21 protein-coding genes and 1 pseudogene are annotated in these 17,138 nt (G+C 63.4%); 13 read left to right on the top strand and 9 right to left on the bottom strand.

Going from position 1 to position 17,138, the window contains the following annotated elements:
- Positions 1 to 17: 17 nt before the first annotated feature.
- From JAO85_RS07665 to JAO85_RS07675, 3 genes are read right to left on the bottom strand one after another with little or no spacing between them, the layout of a single operon-like run.
- On the bottom strand, positions 18 to 749 hold the full coding sequence (locus tag JAO85_RS07665; RefSeq protein WP_202787828.1) for a DUF4198 domain-containing protein: 732 nt from the start codon (positions 747 to 749) through the stop codon (positions 18 to 20).
- A 14-nt stretch (positions 750 to 763) separates the two neighbouring features.
- Positions 764 to 2,833: a TonB-dependent receptor gene (locus tag JAO85_RS07670; protein ID WP_237734751.1), complete on the bottom strand. Its 2,070-nt coding sequence runs from the start codon at positions 2,831 to 2,833 to the stop codon at positions 764 to 766.
- Complete coding sequence (locus JAO85_RS07675) at positions 2,826 to 3,056, bottom strand: hypothetical protein (protein ID WP_087865468.1); 231 nt, start codon at positions 3,054 to 3,056, stop codon at positions 2,826 to 2,828. Before JAO85_RS07675 ends, JAO85_RS07670 begins: the two co-directional genes overlap by 8 nt.
- A gap of 65 nt (positions 3,057 to 3,121) precedes the next feature.
- Here JAO85_RS07675 and JAO85_RS07680 point away from each other — a divergent pair, with 65 nt between their 5' ends.
- The 5 genes from JAO85_RS07680 to ureC all read left to right on the top strand — a co-directional run bounded on the left by JAO85_RS07680 (position 3,122) and on the right by ureC (position 6,928).
- Positions 3,122 to 3,424, top strand: a complete 303-nt coding sequence (locus tag JAO85_RS07680; protein ID WP_003068240.1) for an urease subunit gamma — start codon at positions 3,122 to 3,124, stop codon at positions 3,422 to 3,424.
- Positions 3,425 to 3,488: 64 nt separating this feature from the next.
- Entirely contained in the window at positions 3,489 to 4,106 is a 618-nt protein-coding gene (locus JAO85_RS07685; RefSeq protein WP_202787829.1) for a HupE/UreJ family protein, read from the top strand.
- Between the two features lie 54 nt (positions 4,107 to 4,160).
- A complete protein-coding gene (locus tag JAO85_RS07690; protein WP_043003874.1) occupies positions 4,161 to 4,484 on the top strand; it encodes an urease subunit beta in 324 nt (107 codons plus the stop codon).
- A gap of 6 nt (positions 4,485 to 4,490) precedes the next feature.
- The gene (locus tag JAO85_RS07695) at positions 4,491 to 5,162 is read left to right on the top strand and encodes a LysE family transporter (RefSeq protein WP_202787830.1); all 672 of its coding nucleotides are present in this window, start codon (positions 4,491 to 4,493) and stop codon (positions 5,160 to 5,162) included.
- Between the two features lie 23 nt (positions 5,163 to 5,185).
- Entirely contained in the window at positions 5,186 to 6,928 is a 1,743-nt protein-coding gene (gene ureC / locus JAO85_RS07700; RefSeq protein WP_202787831.1) for an urease subunit alpha, read from the top strand.
- Here ureC and JAO85_RS07705 read toward each other — a convergent pair.
- A complete protein-coding gene (locus JAO85_RS07705; RefSeq protein WP_039050216.1) occupies positions 6,913 to 7,419 on the bottom strand; it encodes a gamma-glutamylcyclotransferase in 507 nt (168 codons plus the stop codon). The two genes, ureC and JAO85_RS07705, sit on opposite strands and share 16 nt — an antisense overlap.
- Before the next feature lie 109 nt (positions 7,420 to 7,528).
- On the opposite strand from JAO85_RS07705, the pseudogene ureE reads away from it, so the two are divergent.
- The 5 genes and pseudogenes from ureE to JAO85_RS07730 all read left to right on the top strand — a co-directional run.
- Positions 7,529 to 8,047: pseudogene (gene ureE / locus JAO85_RS07710) on the top strand (urease accessory protein UreE); the annotation flags it as partial.
- A complete protein-coding gene (locus JAO85_RS07715) occupies positions 8,034 to 8,750 on the top strand; it encodes an urease accessory protein UreF (protein ID WP_202787832.1) in 717 nt (238 codons plus the stop codon). The pseudogene ureE and the gene JAO85_RS07715, both read left to right, overlap by 14 nt.
- Positions 8,751 to 8,763: 13 nt before the next feature.
- Positions 8,764 to 9,096 (top strand): antibiotic biosynthesis monooxygenase, encoded by a 333-nt coding sequence (locus JAO85_RS07720; protein WP_202787833.1) that lies wholly within the window; start codon positions 8,764 to 8,766, stop codon positions 9,094 to 9,096.
- Between the two features lie 32 nt (positions 9,097 to 9,128).
- Positions 9,129 to 9,788 (top strand): urease accessory protein UreG, encoded by a 660-nt coding sequence (gene ureG / locus JAO85_RS07725; RefSeq protein WP_003068221.1) that lies wholly within the window; start codon positions 9,129 to 9,131, stop codon positions 9,786 to 9,788.
- 625 nt (positions 9,789 to 10,413) lie between these two features.
- On the top strand, positions 10,414 to 10,929 hold the full coding sequence (locus JAO85_RS07730) for a GNAT family N-acetyltransferase (RefSeq protein ID WP_003068219.1): 516 nt from the start codon (positions 10,414 to 10,416) through the stop codon (positions 10,927 to 10,929).
- A gap of 100 nt (positions 10,930 to 11,029) precedes the next feature.
- On the opposite strand, the gene JAO85_RS07735 is transcribed toward JAO85_RS07730, so the two are convergent.
- The 3 genes from JAO85_RS07735 to JAO85_RS07745 form a co-directional block, all read right to left on the bottom strand.
- A complete protein-coding gene (locus JAO85_RS07735) occupies positions 11,030 to 12,166 on the bottom strand; it encodes a 3-deoxy-7-phosphoheptulonate synthase (protein WP_012840171.1) in 1,137 nt (378 codons plus the stop codon).
- A gap of 122 nt (positions 12,167 to 12,288) precedes the next feature.
- On the bottom strand, positions 12,289 to 12,606 hold the full coding sequence (locus JAO85_RS07740) for a multidrug efflux SMR transporter (protein ID WP_003068215.1): 318 nt from the start codon (positions 12,604 to 12,606) through the stop codon (positions 12,289 to 12,291).
- Positions 12,607 to 12,624: 18 nt separating this feature from the next.
- On the bottom strand, positions 12,625 to 12,969 hold the full coding sequence (locus tag JAO85_RS07745; protein ID WP_012840172.1) for a hypothetical protein: 345 nt from the start codon (positions 12,967 to 12,969) through the stop codon (positions 12,625 to 12,627).
- A gap of 34 nt (positions 12,970 to 13,003) precedes the next feature.
- Between JAO85_RS07745 and fos the strand changes: the two genes are divergently transcribed.
- Complete coding sequence (fos, locus tag JAO85_RS07750; RefSeq protein ID WP_087864605.1) at positions 13,004 to 13,414, top strand: fosfomycin resistance glutathione transferase; 411 nt, start codon at positions 13,004 to 13,006, stop codon at positions 13,412 to 13,414.
- A gap of 120 nt (positions 13,415 to 13,534) precedes the next feature.
- Here the strand turns inward: fos and JAO85_RS07755 are convergent, their stop codons facing one another.
- Positions 13,535 to 14,026, bottom strand: a complete 492-nt coding sequence (locus JAO85_RS07755; protein WP_003068209.1) for a putative toxin-antitoxin system toxin component, PIN family — start codon at positions 14,024 to 14,026, stop codon at positions 13,535 to 13,537.
- On the bottom strand, positions 14,023 to 15,321 hold the full coding sequence (locus JAO85_RS07760) for a class I SAM-dependent RNA methyltransferase (RefSeq protein WP_003068206.1): 1,299 nt from the start codon (positions 15,319 to 15,321) through the stop codon (positions 14,023 to 14,025). Before JAO85_RS07760 ends, JAO85_RS07755 begins: the two co-directional genes overlap by 4 nt.
- Before the next feature lie 179 nt (positions 15,322 to 15,500).
- Here JAO85_RS07760 and JAO85_RS07765 point away from each other — a divergent pair, with 179 nt between their 5' ends.
- On the top strand, positions 15,501 to 15,839 hold the full coding sequence (locus JAO85_RS07765; RefSeq protein ID WP_039050220.1) for a tRNA-binding protein: 339 nt from the start codon (positions 15,501 to 15,503) through the stop codon (positions 15,837 to 15,839).
- A 57-nt stretch (positions 15,840 to 15,896) separates the two neighbouring features.
- Positions 15,897 to 17,129, top strand: a complete 1,233-nt coding sequence (locus tag JAO85_RS07770) for a DUF711 family protein (protein WP_039050221.1) — start codon at positions 15,897 to 15,899, stop codon at positions 17,127 to 17,129.
- Positions 17,130 to 17,138: the final 9 nt, after the last annotated feature.

Consider the following 17,138-nt stretch of genomic DNA (forward strand, 5'->3'; position numbering starts at 1 on the left):
GACGGAGCGCAGTTTCATCAATGCACGGCAAAGCGCAGCAGATACTCGTAGCTGTTCTCGGTGGTCATGGGGTCGCCCTGCACAGGCTGACGCAGTATGGCCTGCAGCGTATTGCTGCCGACAGCAGGCGTCATGGTCGCCAGCCCCTGCGCGTCCGTCATCGTGGGAGAGCCCTTCTCACCCCAGGACAGCCTCACGCCAGACTGCGGCTTGCCATGCAGCAACACCTGCAGCCTGAGCGGCTGACCGGCATGGGGAGACTGCCCCTGAAGCGGCACCACCTCGAACATCTGCCCCAGCGGCCTTTGCACGACGGCGCCCCAGCGCACCACGGTCTTGTGGAACTTGCGCGCATGCACGCCGCGCACCGCACCGGGGTTCTGGTCCATGGGCAAAGGCAGCATGGCGCCCTCGGCCCCCGTACTGCTGAAATAGCCGTTATCGAGTTCCACAGCGATCAGCGCAGCACTGGCATCGGGCTTGATGCGGATGCCACCCTGCACATTCTGTATGGCGCTGGGCACTTCACGTCCGCGCAGGTCATAGGCATGCACACGCTGCAGCTTGGCCGGATCGAAGGCTTCTGTCCTGCCTTCATGACCGCCAAACTGCAAGACATAGCCGCCCTGCGCATCAGGCTCCAGCCAGACGTTATGGGCAGAGACCGGATGGGCGCATAGCAGCCAGGCTGCGGCCGTGGTGCACAGAATGCGCGCGATGATGTTTTTACGTGTGCTGCAAACAGACATGGAAGCTCCGGAAATCATAAGGAAAATTGCAGGCCCAGCTGCACGCTGCGCGGCGCGCCGGGGGCAACCAGACGCTGGCCGGCAATCATGGTGGTGGTACTGGCATAGCGGGTGTTGGCGGCGTTGCGCAGCCACAGGCTCAGGCTGGCATTACGCGCCAGGCTTGCGGGCAATCGGTATTGCAGACCCAGGTCCAGCCAGCGATAGCTGCCGGCCCATTCGGTATTGCTGGCGTTGATGGGCGCACGCCCCACATGGCGCAGCAATCCATGCACGGTGACATCGCTGCGCGGCATCCAGCGCGCATGCAAGGTGCTGGAGTACTCGGGCACGGCCACCACGCGCCGGCCCAGCAGTGCGGCATCCGCGTTCTGCGTGACTTCGGAGCGGTTGTGGCCATAAGCCCATTCCACATGCCAATCGCGGCTGGGCAGCCAGTGCAGCTGCAGCTCGGCGCCCTTGCGCACGGTCGCGCCCAGGTTTTCATACTCACCAGGTGCCGTGCTGCGTATTTCATGGCTGGAGCTGATGCGGTAGAGCGAGGCATCGATCAGCCAATGGTCTGATGGTTTCCACTCCACGCCCAGCTCGCTCTGGCGAAAGACATTGGCGTGCAGATCGCTGTTGCGCAGCGCGTATTTGGCAAAGTCGCTGGGCAGCGCAAAGCCTTGCGACCAACTGGCACGCACGGCTGTGCGGGCATTGAGCTGCGCCAGTGCTCCCAGCTTGGGGCTGGCATGGCTGCGGCCCTGCATGCGATTGCATTCATCGCCACCGGCCTCCGCTCCCAGCAGACGGCAGCGGCCGTCAAAACGGTCCCAGCGCAAGGCCGCCGTGGTCTGCAACCAGGCCGTTGGCTGCCAGCCAGCCTGGCCGTAGATCGCCGTGTTGTCGAGCCGCGTATTGCGATCATTCAGTGCAGGGCCGGTACGCCGGCGATCCAGCAATCCATCCCAGTAGCCATAGTCGGTGGACTCGCGCACCTGCTCCAGGCCCAGCATCCAGTTCAACTCGCGCGCCGCCAGAAGCGACTTGCCGCTGAGATTCAGGCCCACTCCCAGCACGCTGCGGTCATAGCGCTCCTCGCGCTGCATCCAGGTGGTGCTGCGCGGGCGGGTGAACCAGCGCACAAAATCCTGCTGCGTGCCGTAGACAAAGCCCAGCAGACGGGTATCGGCATCCAGTGCGTACTGCGCATCCAGGCGCAGCGTGCCAAAGTGCTTGTTGGCACCATCACCCACCACGCGGCTGTCCTTGCCCTGTGGGTCCTGCCGCCATTGCGTTTCAGTCAGATAGCCGGGCGAGTCGCCACGCGCCTCATGCCAGCGACCGGACAGCGAGATATCGAGCTTTTCATGCACATGATGCTTCCAGGTACCGCTGATGGTGCTTCGCTCATAGCCCGCGCTGGGCCGCGCGCCATCACCGCGTGCATGCTGAGTCGCCAGGTTGAGCTGATCCCCGCCTTCCAGCTCGCGCCCGAGAGCGGCCTGTGCATCGAACATGCCATGCGAGCCGGCGCTGACATCGAACTCCGCATAGCTGCCGTTGCGCCGCGTGCGCAGCTCCAGCAACCCTGCGCGGTTGTAATTGCCCTGCAGCACCGACACGGGACCGCGATAGACATTGACCTTGTCCAGCTCCAGCGGCACCACCACATTGAGATCGAAATAGCCATCCGCATGCGACATGGCTTCGTTGAGCGGGATTCCATCCAGTGTGGCCGCCACATCGCCGCCGTGGCCGCCGCCGCCAAAGCCGCGCAGCACCAGCCCGTTGGCCACACCGCTGAGCTGGTAGTGATTGACATGCATGCCAGGTACCTGGCTCCACAACGATTCCACCTCCTGTCTGGGCTGCTCGCGAATTTCGTCGCGCCTGAACTCGGTGACGGAAAACGCGCGTTGCGCCTCATCCAGTGCCTGTCCCTTGACCATGGCACTCACCCTCACCTCGGGCAATACCTTGTCGCCTTCCTCGGCTGTTTGCGCTTGTACGGCTGAAGCCATCCACAGCGTACCGCCCAAGGCCAGCACTCCGAGTCTTGCCGTGGTACCCAGGCCCTGAGCGAATCCCCTATTCAATGGTCTTTTGTACATGCACCAGAACAGCAAAGTTCGTGCCATGCAATGCACCGCCACGGATCGACAATGCACCATAAAGCACCATCGCTGCCTCACCGATACGCCGTGGTGCACAACTGCGTGCCGACAGCACCAACAAGGTGCAAAACACCTGCGGCGGCTTGCCTGCAGGCTGGCAATAAATACTGGCCTTTGGCATGGCACTTGCTACATAAAAGGGCATGAGACTGACTCCTCGCGTTCATTCAGCCCTGCCGGATGCGCGTGCCGACTGAGGGATTGAAGAAGATGGAACTGACACCACGCGAAAAAGACAAGCTGTTGATCTTCACTGCGGCCCTGCTGGCCGAGCGGCGCATGGCTCGTGGCCTCAAGCTCAACTACCCCGAGGCCGTGGCGCTGATCAGTGCCTTTGTGATGGAAGGTGCACGCGATGGCAGGACCGTGGCCCAGCTCATGAGCGAAGGCCGCAGCGTGCTGACCCGCGCCGATGTGATGGAGGGCATCCCCGAAATGATTCCCGACATCCAGATCGAAGCCACCTTCCCCGATGGCACCAAGCTGGTCACCGTGCATGAGCCCATCGCCTGAAGCAGCATTCAGAGGCTTCAAGCCTTTCAGCCATCAAACCCTTATCCATCAAGCGCAGATAGCTATGAAATTCAATAAGCTCCTTGCCACCACAGCCGCCGCGGCGACTGCACTGCCCCTGTCCGCCCTCGCACATATGGGCACCGATGCAAGCGGCCATCACCACTTTCTCGACAGCCTGGGTCATGCCTTTGCCCACCCGTTTACCGGTGCTGACCATCTGGCCGCCATGCTGGCCGTGGGTGCCTGGAGTGCGCTGACCATGCCCGGCCTGCGCACGGCCTGGCGTGCACCTGCGGCCTTTGTGGCCCTTCTGGTGGGGGGGGCCGTGGCCGGCTTTGCCGGCCTGTGGGTGCCGGGCGTGGAGCCCATGATTGCCGCATCGGTGCTGGTGCTGGGCCTGCTGGTGCTGGTTCAGCAAAAAATGCCCTGGGCCGCCGCCGCCTCCCTGGCTGCGGTGTTTGCCTTCTTCCATGGCGCTGCGCACGGCTTTGAGCTGGCCGGAGACAGCGGCCTGGCTGCTGTCGGTGCACTGCTGGGCATTGCTCTGGGCTCGGCCACACTGCATATCGCCGGCATGGTGCTCGGTCATGCCCTCATGCAGCGCCACCAGTGGCTGGCCCGGTTCGGCGGTGCAGCCACTGCCGCGCTCGGCGCTTTCATGCTGACAAAACTGGCCTGATATGAAACACCCTGGCACAACGCAGCACAAGGCCTTTGCGCAAGGAAGTGAAAGATGATCCCCGGCGAACTGATTCTTGACGAGGGCAGCCATGCACTCAACCCCGGCCGCCGCACGCTCACGCTGGTGGTGAAAAATGCCAGCGACCGGCCGATTCAGGTCGGCTCGCACTACCACTTCGCCGAAACCAATGCGGGTCTGGATTTCGACCGCGCCGCCGCCCACGGCATGCGACTGAACATTGCCAGCGGCATGGCCGTGCGCTTCGAGCCGGGCCAGCAGCGCACGGTGGAGCTGGTCGAGATCGGCGGCGACCGTCAGATCTATGGCTTTCGCGGTCTGGTCCAGGGCGCATTACCCGCAAATGCCAGGGACTGACCTGCCATGCTGATGCTGTTTGCTTCTGCTTTTGTGCTGGGCCTGGTGTTCAATGCAGCGCCCGGAGCGGTGTTTGCCGAGACCGTGCGCCAAGGTGTGCGCGGCGGCTATCGCCCGGCGCTGGCCGTGCAGCTGGGCTCCCTGGTGGGTGATGCAAGCTGGGCCTTGCTGGGCCTGGCCGGCATTGGTCTGGTCATGCAGGTCGACGCCTTGCGCTGGCCGATTGGTCTGGCGGGCGCTGCCTACCTGCTCTGGCTGTCCTGGGACAGCTGGCAGGCCGCGCGCACCGAACACCGGCTCGATGCCTCGGCCACCGCCGCCGCCACGCAGAAACAGGCCCTGCGCCGCGGCATGGCCCTGTCGCTGACCAACCCGCAGAACCTGGCCTACTGGGCCGCCATGGGCAGCGCCCTGGGGGCGGTGGGCGTGGCCCAGCCCGGCGCCAGCGATTACGGGGTCTTCTTCGCGGGATTCATGACTTCGTCCCTGCTCTGGTGCTTTGTCTGCGCAGCCTTGGTGGACCGGCTTTTCCGCCGCGCTGCCGCGCACTGGAGCCGTTTTACCTACCGCTGCTGCGCCGCACTGCTGCTGGCCCTGGCACTGGGCACATTGCGCGACCTGCTCGGCACCAGCCCCGCCGCCCTGCCACCGGCAGCCCAGCAGCAGTCCCTGCGCTGAATACCTGAATCGGAGATTCCTCAATGGCCACCATGGACCGACGAGCCTACGCAGAAACCTTTGGCCCCACCGTGGGCGACCGTCTGCGCCTGGCCGACACCGAGCTCATCGTCGAGGTCGAAAAAGACTACACCCTGGCCGCTGGCGGCTATGGTGAGGAAGTGAAGTTCGGCGGCGGCAAGACCATCCGCGACGGCATGGCGCAAAGCCAGCGCACACGCGACGGGACGGGAACCGGCCCTGACGGAGGTGGCACGGTCGATACCGTGCTGACCAATGCACTGATCCTGGACCACTGGGGCATCGTCAAGGCCGACATCGGCCTCAAGAACGGCCGCATCGTGGCCATAGGCAAGGCCGGCAACCCCGACACCCAGCCGGGCGTGAGCATCATCATCGGCCCGGGCACGGAGATCATCTCCTGCGAAGGCAATATCGTCACCGCAGGCGGCATCGACACCCATATCCATTTCATTGCCCCGCAGCAGATCGAAGAAGCACTGACCAGCGGCGTGACCACCATGATCGGCGGCGGCACCGGCCCGGCCACCGGCACCTTCGCCACCACCTGCACGCCAGGCCCCTGGCATATGGAACGCATGCTGCAGGCCGCCGACGCCTTCCCCATGAATCTGGGTTTTCTGGGCAAGGGCAATGCCAGCCTGCCCGGCGGCTTGCACGAGCAGATCAGTGCCGGTGCCATCGGCCTCAAGCTGCACGAGGACTGGGGCAGCACGCCGGCAGCGATCAGCAACTGTCTCGATGTGGCCGAAGACACCGACACCCAGGTCGCCATCCACACCGACACGCTCAACGAGTCCGGCTTTGTGGAGGACACCGTGGCCGCCTTCAAGGGCCGCACCATTCACACCTTCCACACAGAAGGCGCGGGTGGCGGCCATGCGCCCGACATCCTCAAGGTGGTGGGCGAGGCCAATGTGCTGCCCAGCTCCACCAACCCCACGCGCCCCTACACCATCAACACGCTGGACGAGCATGTGGACATGCTCATGGTCTGCCACCACCTGGACGCCGGCATTGCCGAAGACCTGGCCTTTGCCGAAAGCCGCATCCGCAAGGAAACGATTGCTGCCGAGGACATCCTGCACGACATCGGCGCCATCAGCATGTTCAGCTCCGACAGCCAGGCCATGGGTCGCGTGGGCGAAGTCATTCTGCGCACCTGGCAGACGGCGCACAAGATGAAGCTGCAGCGCGGCGCCCTGAGCGGCGACGGCGCGCGCAACGACAACTTCCGCATCAAGCGCTACATCGCCAAGTACACCATCAATCCCGCGATTGCCCATGGCATCAGCCACGAGGTGGGCAGCATCGAGGTGGGCAAGTGGGCCGATATCGTGATCTGGAAGCCCGCCTTCTTTGGCGTCAAGCCGTTTTGCATACTCAAGGGCGGCAGCATCGCCATGGCGGCCATGGGCGATCCGAACGCCTCCATTCCCACGCCTCAGCCCGTGCATTACCGCCCCATGTTTGCAAGCTTTGGCGGGGCGCTTGCCAGGACCTCGCTGACCTTTGTCTCCCAGGCAGGGCTTGCCGCCGGCATCGGCCAGCGCTTCGGGCTGCAAAAGACCTTGTCGGCGGTCAAGGGCATACGCAATGTGAAGAAGCAGCACATGATCCACAACGATCTGGCGCCGCATATGGAGGTGGATGCCCAGACCTATGCCGTGCGCGCCAATGGCGATCTGCTGACCTGCGAACCCGCGGTCAGCCTGCCCATGGCACAGCGCTACTTTCTGTTCTGAGCGGTGTTGAGCTGAAACTCCGAATCCGGATGCTGCATGCCCTTGCCCTCAAACCAGGCCAGCCAGTCGCTGACGGCGAGCTGCGGCGCAGCACTCACCGTGGCGGGCAAGGCTTCGTAGACCAGCACGGTGATGGACTGCTGACCGCCCTGGGTCAGCATCACGGGCAGGGTCAGAATGCGTTTGGCGTATTCGCCCAGGTCTTCGGGCCACAGGCCTTCGATGCGGTCCATGGCCCGCTCCAGCGCTGCGTCCATGGGGTAGACCTCGGCCAGCACGGCCTGCGAGCCTTGCAGCCTCAGGCCCGGGTACCAGCCGAGGTCATGCAAAGTGCCGGTCAGCTGGGTCCTGCCGACACAGGCAACGCCTGGCTGGAGCCTTGCAATATCGTTGATGCCACCGGCACGCAAAGTGCCATACACCGCCACATAGGCTGCGCCACAGCCCTGCCAGTCGGCAGGCGCATCATGCAAAGAGGTCGGAGCTGCCATTTCTGTCGAAGTTTCCAAAAGAGTTGTCCATCAAAATCACTGATATGCGCTGGGCATGCAACATGCGCGCCAATCTGGTTCGGGCCTTTTATTTCATTGTGAATTCACCATGCTCACTGCCAACAAACTGCTGCTCCAGGGCCAGGGCCTTTCCACCGTCATCCTCAAACGCGCCGCGTCCGTGGAACTGGATTGGGACGTGCGTCAGAAGAGCCGCTTTGCTGCCACCGACAGCCAGGGTCGCGAGCTGGCCGTCTTCTTGCCACGCGGCCAGGCCGTGCGCGGCGGCGATGTGCTGGTGGCCGAAGACGGCAGCCTGATCCGCGTGCTGGCCGCACCGCAAAAAGTGCTGCAGATCACGGCCTGCGCCGAGCATGGCACGCCGTTTGACCTGATGCGCGCGGCCTACCATCTGGGCAACCGCCATGTGCCGATCGAGCTGCAGCCCGACCACCTGAAGATCGAACCCGACCATGTGCTGGCCGATATGCTGCGCAGCATGCATATGACGGTGGTCGAAGCCGACCTGCCTTTCGAGCCCGAAGGAGGCGCCTATGGCGGCCATGTGACCAATGATGGCCACAGCCACCATCATCACGGCCATGGACACTCGCATGACCACGCCCACTGAGCCATTGCTGGCTCTGGGCGCGCAGAGCTTTCTGCAGCTGATGTGGCTGGCCTCGCCGGCCCTGCCCATCGGCGGTTTTTCCTACTCGGAAGGGCTTGAAGCGGCCATCAATGCGACGCTGGTCACAACGGAGGCAGAGGCTGCCAGCTGGCTGGTGCAGCAGCTGCATCTGACCCAGTCACGCGGGGACATGGCCGTGATTGCGCAGGCCATGCCGGCCTGGAAAAGCGAGGATCTGGCGCGCATCGTCAGCCTCAACCAGTGGGTAAGAGTCACGCGCGAAACCAGCGAGCTGCGCCTGCAGACCGAGCAGATGGGCCGCTCGCTGACCGAGTGGCTGAAAAACCGCTACGCCGATGAAGCAGTCCCGCTGGCCTGCGTCCACTGGCTGGCCGCGCAGGATGCCAGCTACCCCATCGCCTTCTCGCTGGCGGCCCAATGCACCGGAGCCACGCCGCGCGATGCGCTGCTGGCCTATGCCTTTGGCTGGGCCGAGAACATGGTTCAGGCCGCCATCAAAGCCGTGCCCCTGGGCCAGAGCGCCGGCCAGCGCATCCTGGCGCGACTGACTTCCGAGATTCCCGCCGCCGTCGAATACGCGCTGGCGTTGCCGGACAACGCAAGACAGGCTTTTTCGCCCATGCTGGCCATTCTCTCGGCCCAGCATGAACACCAGTATTCTCGACTTTTCCGTAGCTGAACCTTCGTCCGCCATGTCTGCACTGTTTGCCGCCACACCCCAGCCACCGTACTACGCCGCCATCTTCACCTCCCTGCGCACCCCGGCGGACCAGGGCTATGGCGAGATGGCCGACCGCATGGTGGAGCTGGCCAGCCAGCAAGCAGGCTATCTGGGCGCTGAAAGCACCCGCGATGCCGAAGGCTTCGGCATCACCGTGTCTTACTGGGAAAGCGAGGAAGCCATCCGTCAATGGAAGCACAACGCCGAACACCAGATCGCCCAGGAAAAAGGTCACACCACGTGGTACCAGCATTTCGAGCTGCGCATTGCCAAGGTGGAGCGTGCCTACGGCAAGGCCCGCTGATCGCAACCCTCTCATTCACTAAAGAACTCACCATGTCGACCGCACTGCACCATATCCCCAACCGCACCAAGAAGCTGCCGCCGCTGCGCGTGGGCATAGGCGGGCCCGTGGGCTCGGGCAAGACCACGATTCTGGAGATGCTCTGCAAGGCCATGCGCGGCAAATGGGACCTGGTTGCCATCACCAACGACATCTACACCAAGGAGGATCAGCGCCTGCTGACCATCAGCGGTGCCCTGCCTGCCGAGCGCATCATGGGGGTGGAAACCGGCGGCTGCCCGCACACGGCGATTCGCGAGGACGCCTCCATCAACCTGGAAGCCATTGACCGCATGCTCAAGGACTTCCCCGATGCCGACATCGTCTTCATCGAATCGGGCGGCGACAACCTGGCTGCCACCTTCAGCCCCGAGCTGTCCGATCTGACCATCTACGTGATCGACGTGGCAGCAGGCGAGAAGATTCCGCGCAAGGGCGGCCCCGGCATCACCAAGAGCGATCTCTTCGTCATCAACAAGACCGACCTGGCCCCCCATGTGGGCGCCAATCTGGACATCATGCGCAGCGACACCATCAAGCAGCGCACCACGCCCAAGGGGCTCAAGCCTTTTGTGATGACCAACCTCAAGACACTGGAAGGTCTGGACGAGGTGGTCGCCTTCATAGAGAAACAGGGCCTGTTGGCGGCCTGATCATCTCTTTCGGGACGAAAAAAAGCCGCCTTGAGCGGCGGCTGTTTCTCGAACCAGTGCGTGATTACTGGTTGGCCAGATCCAGATGGAACTCGCGAGCTTCCTGGATGAATTCGATCAGGGAGTTGATAGCTTGGCGCATGATGAGCTTTCTATGAAATCAAGAGATGCACTTCAAGCGATGGACAGCACGCATCTCATGTGCTGTCATTCGCGGGTTAAACCTTAAGGGTTAACCCTTGAAGCTAAGTATAAACCACTATCTCCGCTTTTGCAAAGCCCGTCCTGCGCAAAGGGCGTCAGCCTCGTCAATGCACTGCCTTGAAGTACCTGCTCACGCAGTTGCAAGGCCTGTGCAGATCAATATTTGCGAGATTCCTGCATCAAAATTGCCGCAGAACGCTGTACTTTTCACCAGTACGTCACCGAATTTGCCCTCCGACTGCTACGCTATGGCCTGTTGACAATATTTGTGGCGGGCTCACAACTCCCGCAGGTGGAAAGTGGAAATGGCGCGAGATTGTGGTTTGCAGCAGATGGACGGGCTTGCGTCCCATCGAGTGAATGCCGACATCCAGCCCGGCCGATATGCAGCGCCCGCCTTCCGCCGCAAGGGAGTGCGCGCATGAGCTCCACGCTGGCCGGCCCGGGCACGACCGACTCCTGGCATATCACCACCATGAACCCCGCAGAAGCCCCCTGGCATCTGCTGCTGCTGGCCGACCCCTCGCGCGAGCGCGTCAAGCGCTATCTGCCCGGCTCCACCTGTTTTGGAGCGCGCCAGACGACCCAGTTCACGCCCAGCGGCCTCGGCGCCCTGATCGGCGTATGCGTGCTGGTCCCCGAGGGCGACGGCCTTCACCGATGGGAGCTGATGAATATGGCCGTATCCACGGCCTGGCAGAGCAAGGGCATAGGTTCGGCCCTGCTGCAGCGCGCCATCCGTGAGATGCGCGAACGCGGCGTCCAACAGCTGGAAGTGGGAACTGGCAGCTTTGGCGACCAGCTGCTGTTCTATCAACGCCTGGGGTTTCGCGTCACCGACATCGAGCGCGACTTCTTTTTGCAGAACTACACCACCCCGCTGTGGGAGCGCGGCGTGCAGCACAAGGATATGCTCAAGCTGACGCTGGAGCTTTGAAGATACGGGCATTCCGCCCGATGTCCAAAAGGACTCTCCCCTTGAAAAGAACAGGAGGCGCCACGGCGCCTCTTGTTCATCCAGCTTCGTGTGCCCGGCCTCAGGCCGCCTTGAGGCGCCGTGCGCGCACGGCGGCTGCCAGTTGTTCCAGCACCGGAGTGGTCTGCTCCATGCTGATGCAGGCATCGGTGAGCGAGACACCGTATTGCAGCTCCTGCCCTTCGACAATGTCCTGACGGCCTTCGTGAATATGGCTTTCGATCATCACGCCGGTGATGCGTGTGTCGCCCCCGGCAATCTGCTCGGCCACATCCGCTGATACATCGATCTGGCGACGGTGCTGCTTGCTGCTGTTGGCATGCGAGAAGTCGATCATCACCTGCGGGTGCAAGCCCGCTTTTTCCAGCACTTCGCATGCAGCCTGAACATGGGCCGCGTCGTAGTTGGGAGCCTTGCCGCCGCGCAGGATGATGTGGCAGTCCTGATTGCCGCGTGTCTCGAAGATCGCGCTCTGGCCCATCTTGGTCATGCCCATGAAAGCATGCGAGGACTGGGCGGCCAAAATGGCATCGCTGGCCACCTTCACGCCACCGTCGGTGCCGTTCTTGAAGCCCACGGGGCAGCTCAGACCGCTGGCCAGCTGGCGATGGCTCTGGCTCTCCGTGGTGCGCGCGCCAATCGCGCCCCAGCTGACCAGGTCGCTGATGAACTGCGGCGACAGCAGATCCAGGAATTCCGTGCCCGCAGGCAGGCCCAGCGCCAGCACATCGAGCAGCAGGCGGCGCGCCAGCTCCAGACCTTCATTGACGGCAAAGCTGCCGTCGCGGTACGGATCGTTGATATAGCCCTTCCAGCCCACGGTGGTGCGCGGCTTCTCGAAGTAGACCCGCATCACGATCAGCAGATCGTCCTTGAGCGCATCGGCCTGGACCTTGAGCTGGCGCGCGTAATCCATGGCCTGATCGTGATCGTGAATGGAGCAGGGTCCGACCACCACCACCAGCCGGTCATCCTGGCCATGCAGCACGCGCGAGATGGCGGCACGGCTGGATTCGACCAGCTGCTGCGCCTCTTCGGTCACGGGTAGCCACTCTTCCAGCAGTGCCGGAGTCAGCAGCGGGCGCACGATCTTGATGCGTGTGTCGTCAATGCGGGTCTTGTCCAGCGTGGTCAGTTTGGGCTGGGCCTTGCGGGCCGAAGCTGCGCTGGGATGCAGGGGCGTCGTGGAGGATGTCATCCCGTTATTGTCGCGCCATGCGCTTCACCCCACGCGTTCGTCCCCCGCATCCATTCACACCAGGAGATCGAGAGCGAGTTCCGCATGGAACTGCAGCACTGTCCGGGACGAAGCCCGGGCATTCACTCCGCTGACAGCTTCATCAGCACCAGACCGCTGACGATCAGGACGGCCGCTCCCACGCGCATGGCGCTGAGCTGCTCGCCCAGCACCGTGACGCCCACCAGGAATGCACCCACGGCGCCGATTCCGGTCCAGATCGTATACGCCGTGCCCAGGGGCAGCGTGCGCATGGCCACCGACAGCAGACCGAAGCTGGCGATCATGGCCACGATGGTGATGGCGCTGTACTTGAGGTTGGTGAAACCATGGGACTGCTTCATGGTGAAGGCCCAGACCACTTCCAGAACGCCGGCCACCAGCAGATAAACCCAAGCCATAGAAAACCTCTTTGAAGATCAAATGGCCAGGCCGTCCCGGCAGGAATACAGGCCATGCATCGCATGGTCCGGCAAGGTCGTCCCTGCGGCATGAATCCTAATCCGCATGGGCAAATCCGGGCCAGCCATGGGTGGTTCGGCCGCCACACCATGGGCCGGCGCTTCGTTGGCTCCGGCCGTCAACGCCTGCGGATTCCATGGGGCAATGCAAGGTTTGACGGACTGCGACGGATTCGGCAGGCCCGATGCCGACAGGAGCGGCGCCTTGGATGCCGTGGGCGCAACACAGGCGGTGCGCAGCTCCTGCTGGCCCGCGAGGACTGCGCCATGCAGGGACAGAGCGGATGCAAGGCAATGGCACACTGGGTGGCTTGTTCCAAGCCTGCCCATCGCCACCATGCTTACCGGATTGAATCACCTCACGCTTGCCGTCGCGGACCTGCAGCGCAGCGTTGACTTCTACGTGCAGGTGCCGGGATTTCGTCTACGCGCGCAGTGGGATACGGGTGCCTATCTGGGACTCGGCAATCTGTGGCTGTGCCTGTCGTCAGACGAACAGCGAAGACAGGCCTGCAGCTCTGACTACACCCATTACGCATTCACCCTTGCTCAGCAGGACTTCGCGCACTTTGTGGAGCATGCCAGGTCATGCGGGGTCCGGGAGTGGAAGAGCAACCACAGCGAAGGCGATTCCTTCTACTTTCTGGACCCGGACGGCCACCAGCTCGAAGCCCATGTTGGTTCGCTGGAAAGCCGCCTGGCGCAATGCCGCTTGCGGCCTTATGCGGGCATGCGGTTTTTCGACTGAGCCAACAAGCAGGCAACGGAGGCAATACTCAGGCCAAAACAGGTGCAAGAGCCTGTTTGACACAGCAGCTCCAAGTAGCGCTGCCAGTCAATACCGGGGTGCACGCCTTGCTTCGCCACACTAGGCGGCCAGCCGCTCCTCTTCCATCACCACCACATTGCCCACCGTCGCGCCATAGTGCGTTGCCACGCGCTTGCGCTGCTTGAGCACGGCCCTGTCCTTGCTGACCAGCAAGGCCTTGTGCTGGCTGGCCAGATCGAGGAAATGCTGGTCGTCGGGATCGGTGCAGGTGAAGCGAATCTTGGGTGCGGCGGACACATATTCGACGGCTGCATCAAACGCCGCCATCACGCCTTCGGGCGTCTTGCCGTAGTAGCTGACGCGCGGCGCGATCTGGCTGTAGTGCAGCACACGACCCAGCTCGATGCGCTGGGCCTCGTCGGCAATCCAGCGCACCTCGCCACGGGCAACCAGCTCGCGGATGGCGGGAATATCCGGGTCGTCAAAGATCAGCATGTCCAGCACCACATTGGTGTCCAGAATCATGGGACGCGGCAAAGGGCCGTCGTAGCCGGCGTTGCAGGCCGGCCAGCGCAGGGGAGCGATCTTCATTGAGGCCGGCCTTCCGGCTTGCCGCTCTGAGCAGCATCGTCCGCGGGCTTGCGTGGCTTGACCGCGCCCTTGACCATGTCGAAGCGGAACAGACGGCACTCGATAGGACCGTTCCACATGGGCGTGCGGCGCGACTCCTTGAGGCGCATCTTGCTGGGCAGCTTGAGGTCGGGCGTCAGCATCCAGGCACTCCAGCCGCTGTAGTTCTTCTTCCAGTGGCTGGCCAGTTGGTTGAAGAATTCGCCGCCGTCCTCGGTCTGCGCGGTTTCACGGCCTGCGCGTTCGACCTGGCCCATGCGCTCGGCCGCATTGCGGCCTGCGCTGCCGGCGGCCGCGATACGCTCGCCGTAGGGCGGGTTCAGCAGCATCATGCCGGGCTGCTCGCTGGGCGGCATGCGCTGCAAGGCATCACCACCGCGCAGGCTGACGGTATCGGACACACCCGCACGCTCGGCATTGCGCTGGGCAAAGTCCACCATGCGGAAAGCGATGTCCGAGCCGTAAATGCCCACCGGCGATTCGGGCAGGATCTGGCTCTCTGCCTCATCCAGCATGGCTTCCCAGACATGGCGCTGAAAAGGCACGAGCTTCTCGAACGCAAAGCGACGCAGAATGCCGGCCGGAATCCTGCGTGCGATCTGCGCGGCCTCGATCACCAGGGTACCGCTGCCGCAGCAGGGGTCGTACAGCGGCTGGGGATTGTCGCCATGCGGGTTCCAGCCCGAGGCAGCAATCATGGCCGCGGCCAGGGTTTCCTTGAGCGGGGCATCGCCCTTGTCCTCGCGCCAGCCGCGCTTGAACAGCGCCTCGCCCGAGGTGTCGATATAGATGGTGGCGCCGTCGGTCGTCAGGTGCAGATGTACGCGCACATCGGGGTGGTGGGTCTCCACGCTGGGACGCACGCCGTTGCGCTTGGCGCGAAAACGGTCGGCGATCGCGTCCTTGACCTTGAGCGCCGCAAAGTTCAGGCTGGTCAGCGGGCTGTGCTGGGCCGTGACCTCGATCTTGAAGGTTTCCTTGGGCGTGAACCAGATCTCCCAGGCCACCTCGCTGGCGGCACGGTACAGATCGTTCTCGCTGCGGTACATGGTGTGCGACAGCTCGATCAGCACGCGCTGGGCCAGACGGCTGTGCAGATTGAGCAGCATGGCATCGCGCCACATGCCGCGCAGCATGACGCCGCCCCGGCCCACGAGCAGATCCTGCCCGCTGGCGCCGGTGATGGCGTGGACCTCGTCGGCCAGAAAGCCCTCGACGCCGGCGGCGCAGGGCAGAAACAAATGCAGTTGGTTCATAGAAATCAGTGCGCGCCAGCAACGGCGCAGGCGCCGGACGCTCACGGGAGCCTGTTGTGCGCTTTACAGGGCATAAGCATACGCGCTAGGCCTTTTCCGGTGCCCGCGCACGATAAGCGTTGCTCTACAGATGCTCGCAGGACCCAAGGCATGATGCCAGGCCAAGGAGCAATGACGACATGGAAGAAATCAGCTGGAACGACTTTATGAAGGTGGAGCTGCGCGTGGGCCGCGTGCTGCAGGCCGAGGTATTTGCCGAGGCCCGCAAACCCGCCTACAAGCTGCTGGTGGACCTGGGTCCCGAGCTGGGCCAGCGCAAGTCCAGCGCGCAGATCACGGCACACTACCGGCCCGAGGAGCTGATAGGACGGCTGGTGGTGGCCGTGGTCAACTTTCCGAAGAAGCAGATTGGTCCCTTGATGAGCGAATGTCTTGTGACCGGTTTTCACGATGCCACGGGAGCCGTGGCCCTGTGCGTGCCCGACAAGCAGGTGCCGCTGGGCACGCGCCTGCTGTGATCGGCATATTCAGAGGCAAAATGGCCGCCAGCCATTCTCCCGCCTACGGATACTGCTATGAATATCAGCTTCAACCCACTGGTGCGCGTGCGCACCGTCACCGCCTTTGTCAACCTGAGCGCCGATGAGGCACAGTGGCAGGCCGGCCTGACCCAGGCCAAGCAGCAATGCGATGCCGTGGCCGATGCCATCGAGGCCCGGGGCTATCAGGTGCAGTCCATCCGCATCGTGAGCAACCCGTTCGGCGAATATCTGGATGTCTCCAGCGCAGACAGCGCCCTCGCCGGCCTGCAGCGCATTGCCGAAACGCTCAAGGCCATCAACACCGGCAAACGCCGCATCCGCTTTGCCGTGGGCGAGGCGCGCAATGCGCAGGAAGTGGCCCTGCTGCCGCAGCTGATTGCCGCCTATGGCGACCTGTGCAACGCCTGCGTGAACATCGATCTGGATGAACATGGCTTTCTGCAGACCGGCTTGCTGGCCAGCAGCGTGCAGGCAATTCAGCAGATCGCGTGCACCACGCCGCGCGGCGAAGGCAATTTCAACTTCACGGTCAACTTCAACTGCGCGCCCGGCATTCCCTATTTCCCGGCCAGCTACCACCGCGGCCAGCACCACGGCGCTCTGGTGCTGGGTCTGGAAACGCCAGACCTCATGGTGGCTGAACTGCAGAAGCTGCAGCAGCAGCGCCTGCAGCTCGATCACGCGGCGTGGTTCAGGCTCGCATTCGAGCGCCTGAGCCAGGCCCTGAACGAGCATGCCACTGCCATCCAGCGCTGTGCCGACGGCGTGAAACTGGCCGAGGGCTGGCATATCGCGGGCATGGACACCTCGGCCGCGCCGTCCAAATCCTGCGCCTCCATGGTCGATGTCTACCAACTGCTGGGCGTGCCCTATTTCGGCGCCAGCGGCACGGTGGAAGCCTCGGCCCTGCTGACCCGCGTCTTCAAATCGGTCAACGGCGTGACACAGATCGGCTTCAGCGGCCTGATGCTGGCCGTGACCGAGGACCAAGGCCTGGCCCAGGCCAGTCTGAATGACGAATTCGATATCCGCGCCCTGCTGACCTACAGCAGCGTCTGCGGCATCGGCCTCGATACCGTGCCTGTGCCGGGCGACAGCAGCGCCGAGCAGATCGCCGCCGTCATGCGCGATACGGGCACCATGGCGTTTCGCCTCAACAAGCCGCTGACGGTGCGCCTGTTCCCCGTGCCGGGGCTCAAAGCGGGCGACACAACGGCGTTCGAGAGCGCGGATCTGTGCAACTGCGCCGTGCTGGCCCTGCCTTGAGTATCTGAT

Origin of the sequence: Comamonas sp. NyZ500, assembly GCF_016772095.1 — a bacterium.
Classification (GTDB): domain Bacteria; phylum Pseudomonadota; class Gammaproteobacteria; order Burkholderiales; family Burkholderiaceae_C; genus Comamonas; species Comamonas thiooxydans.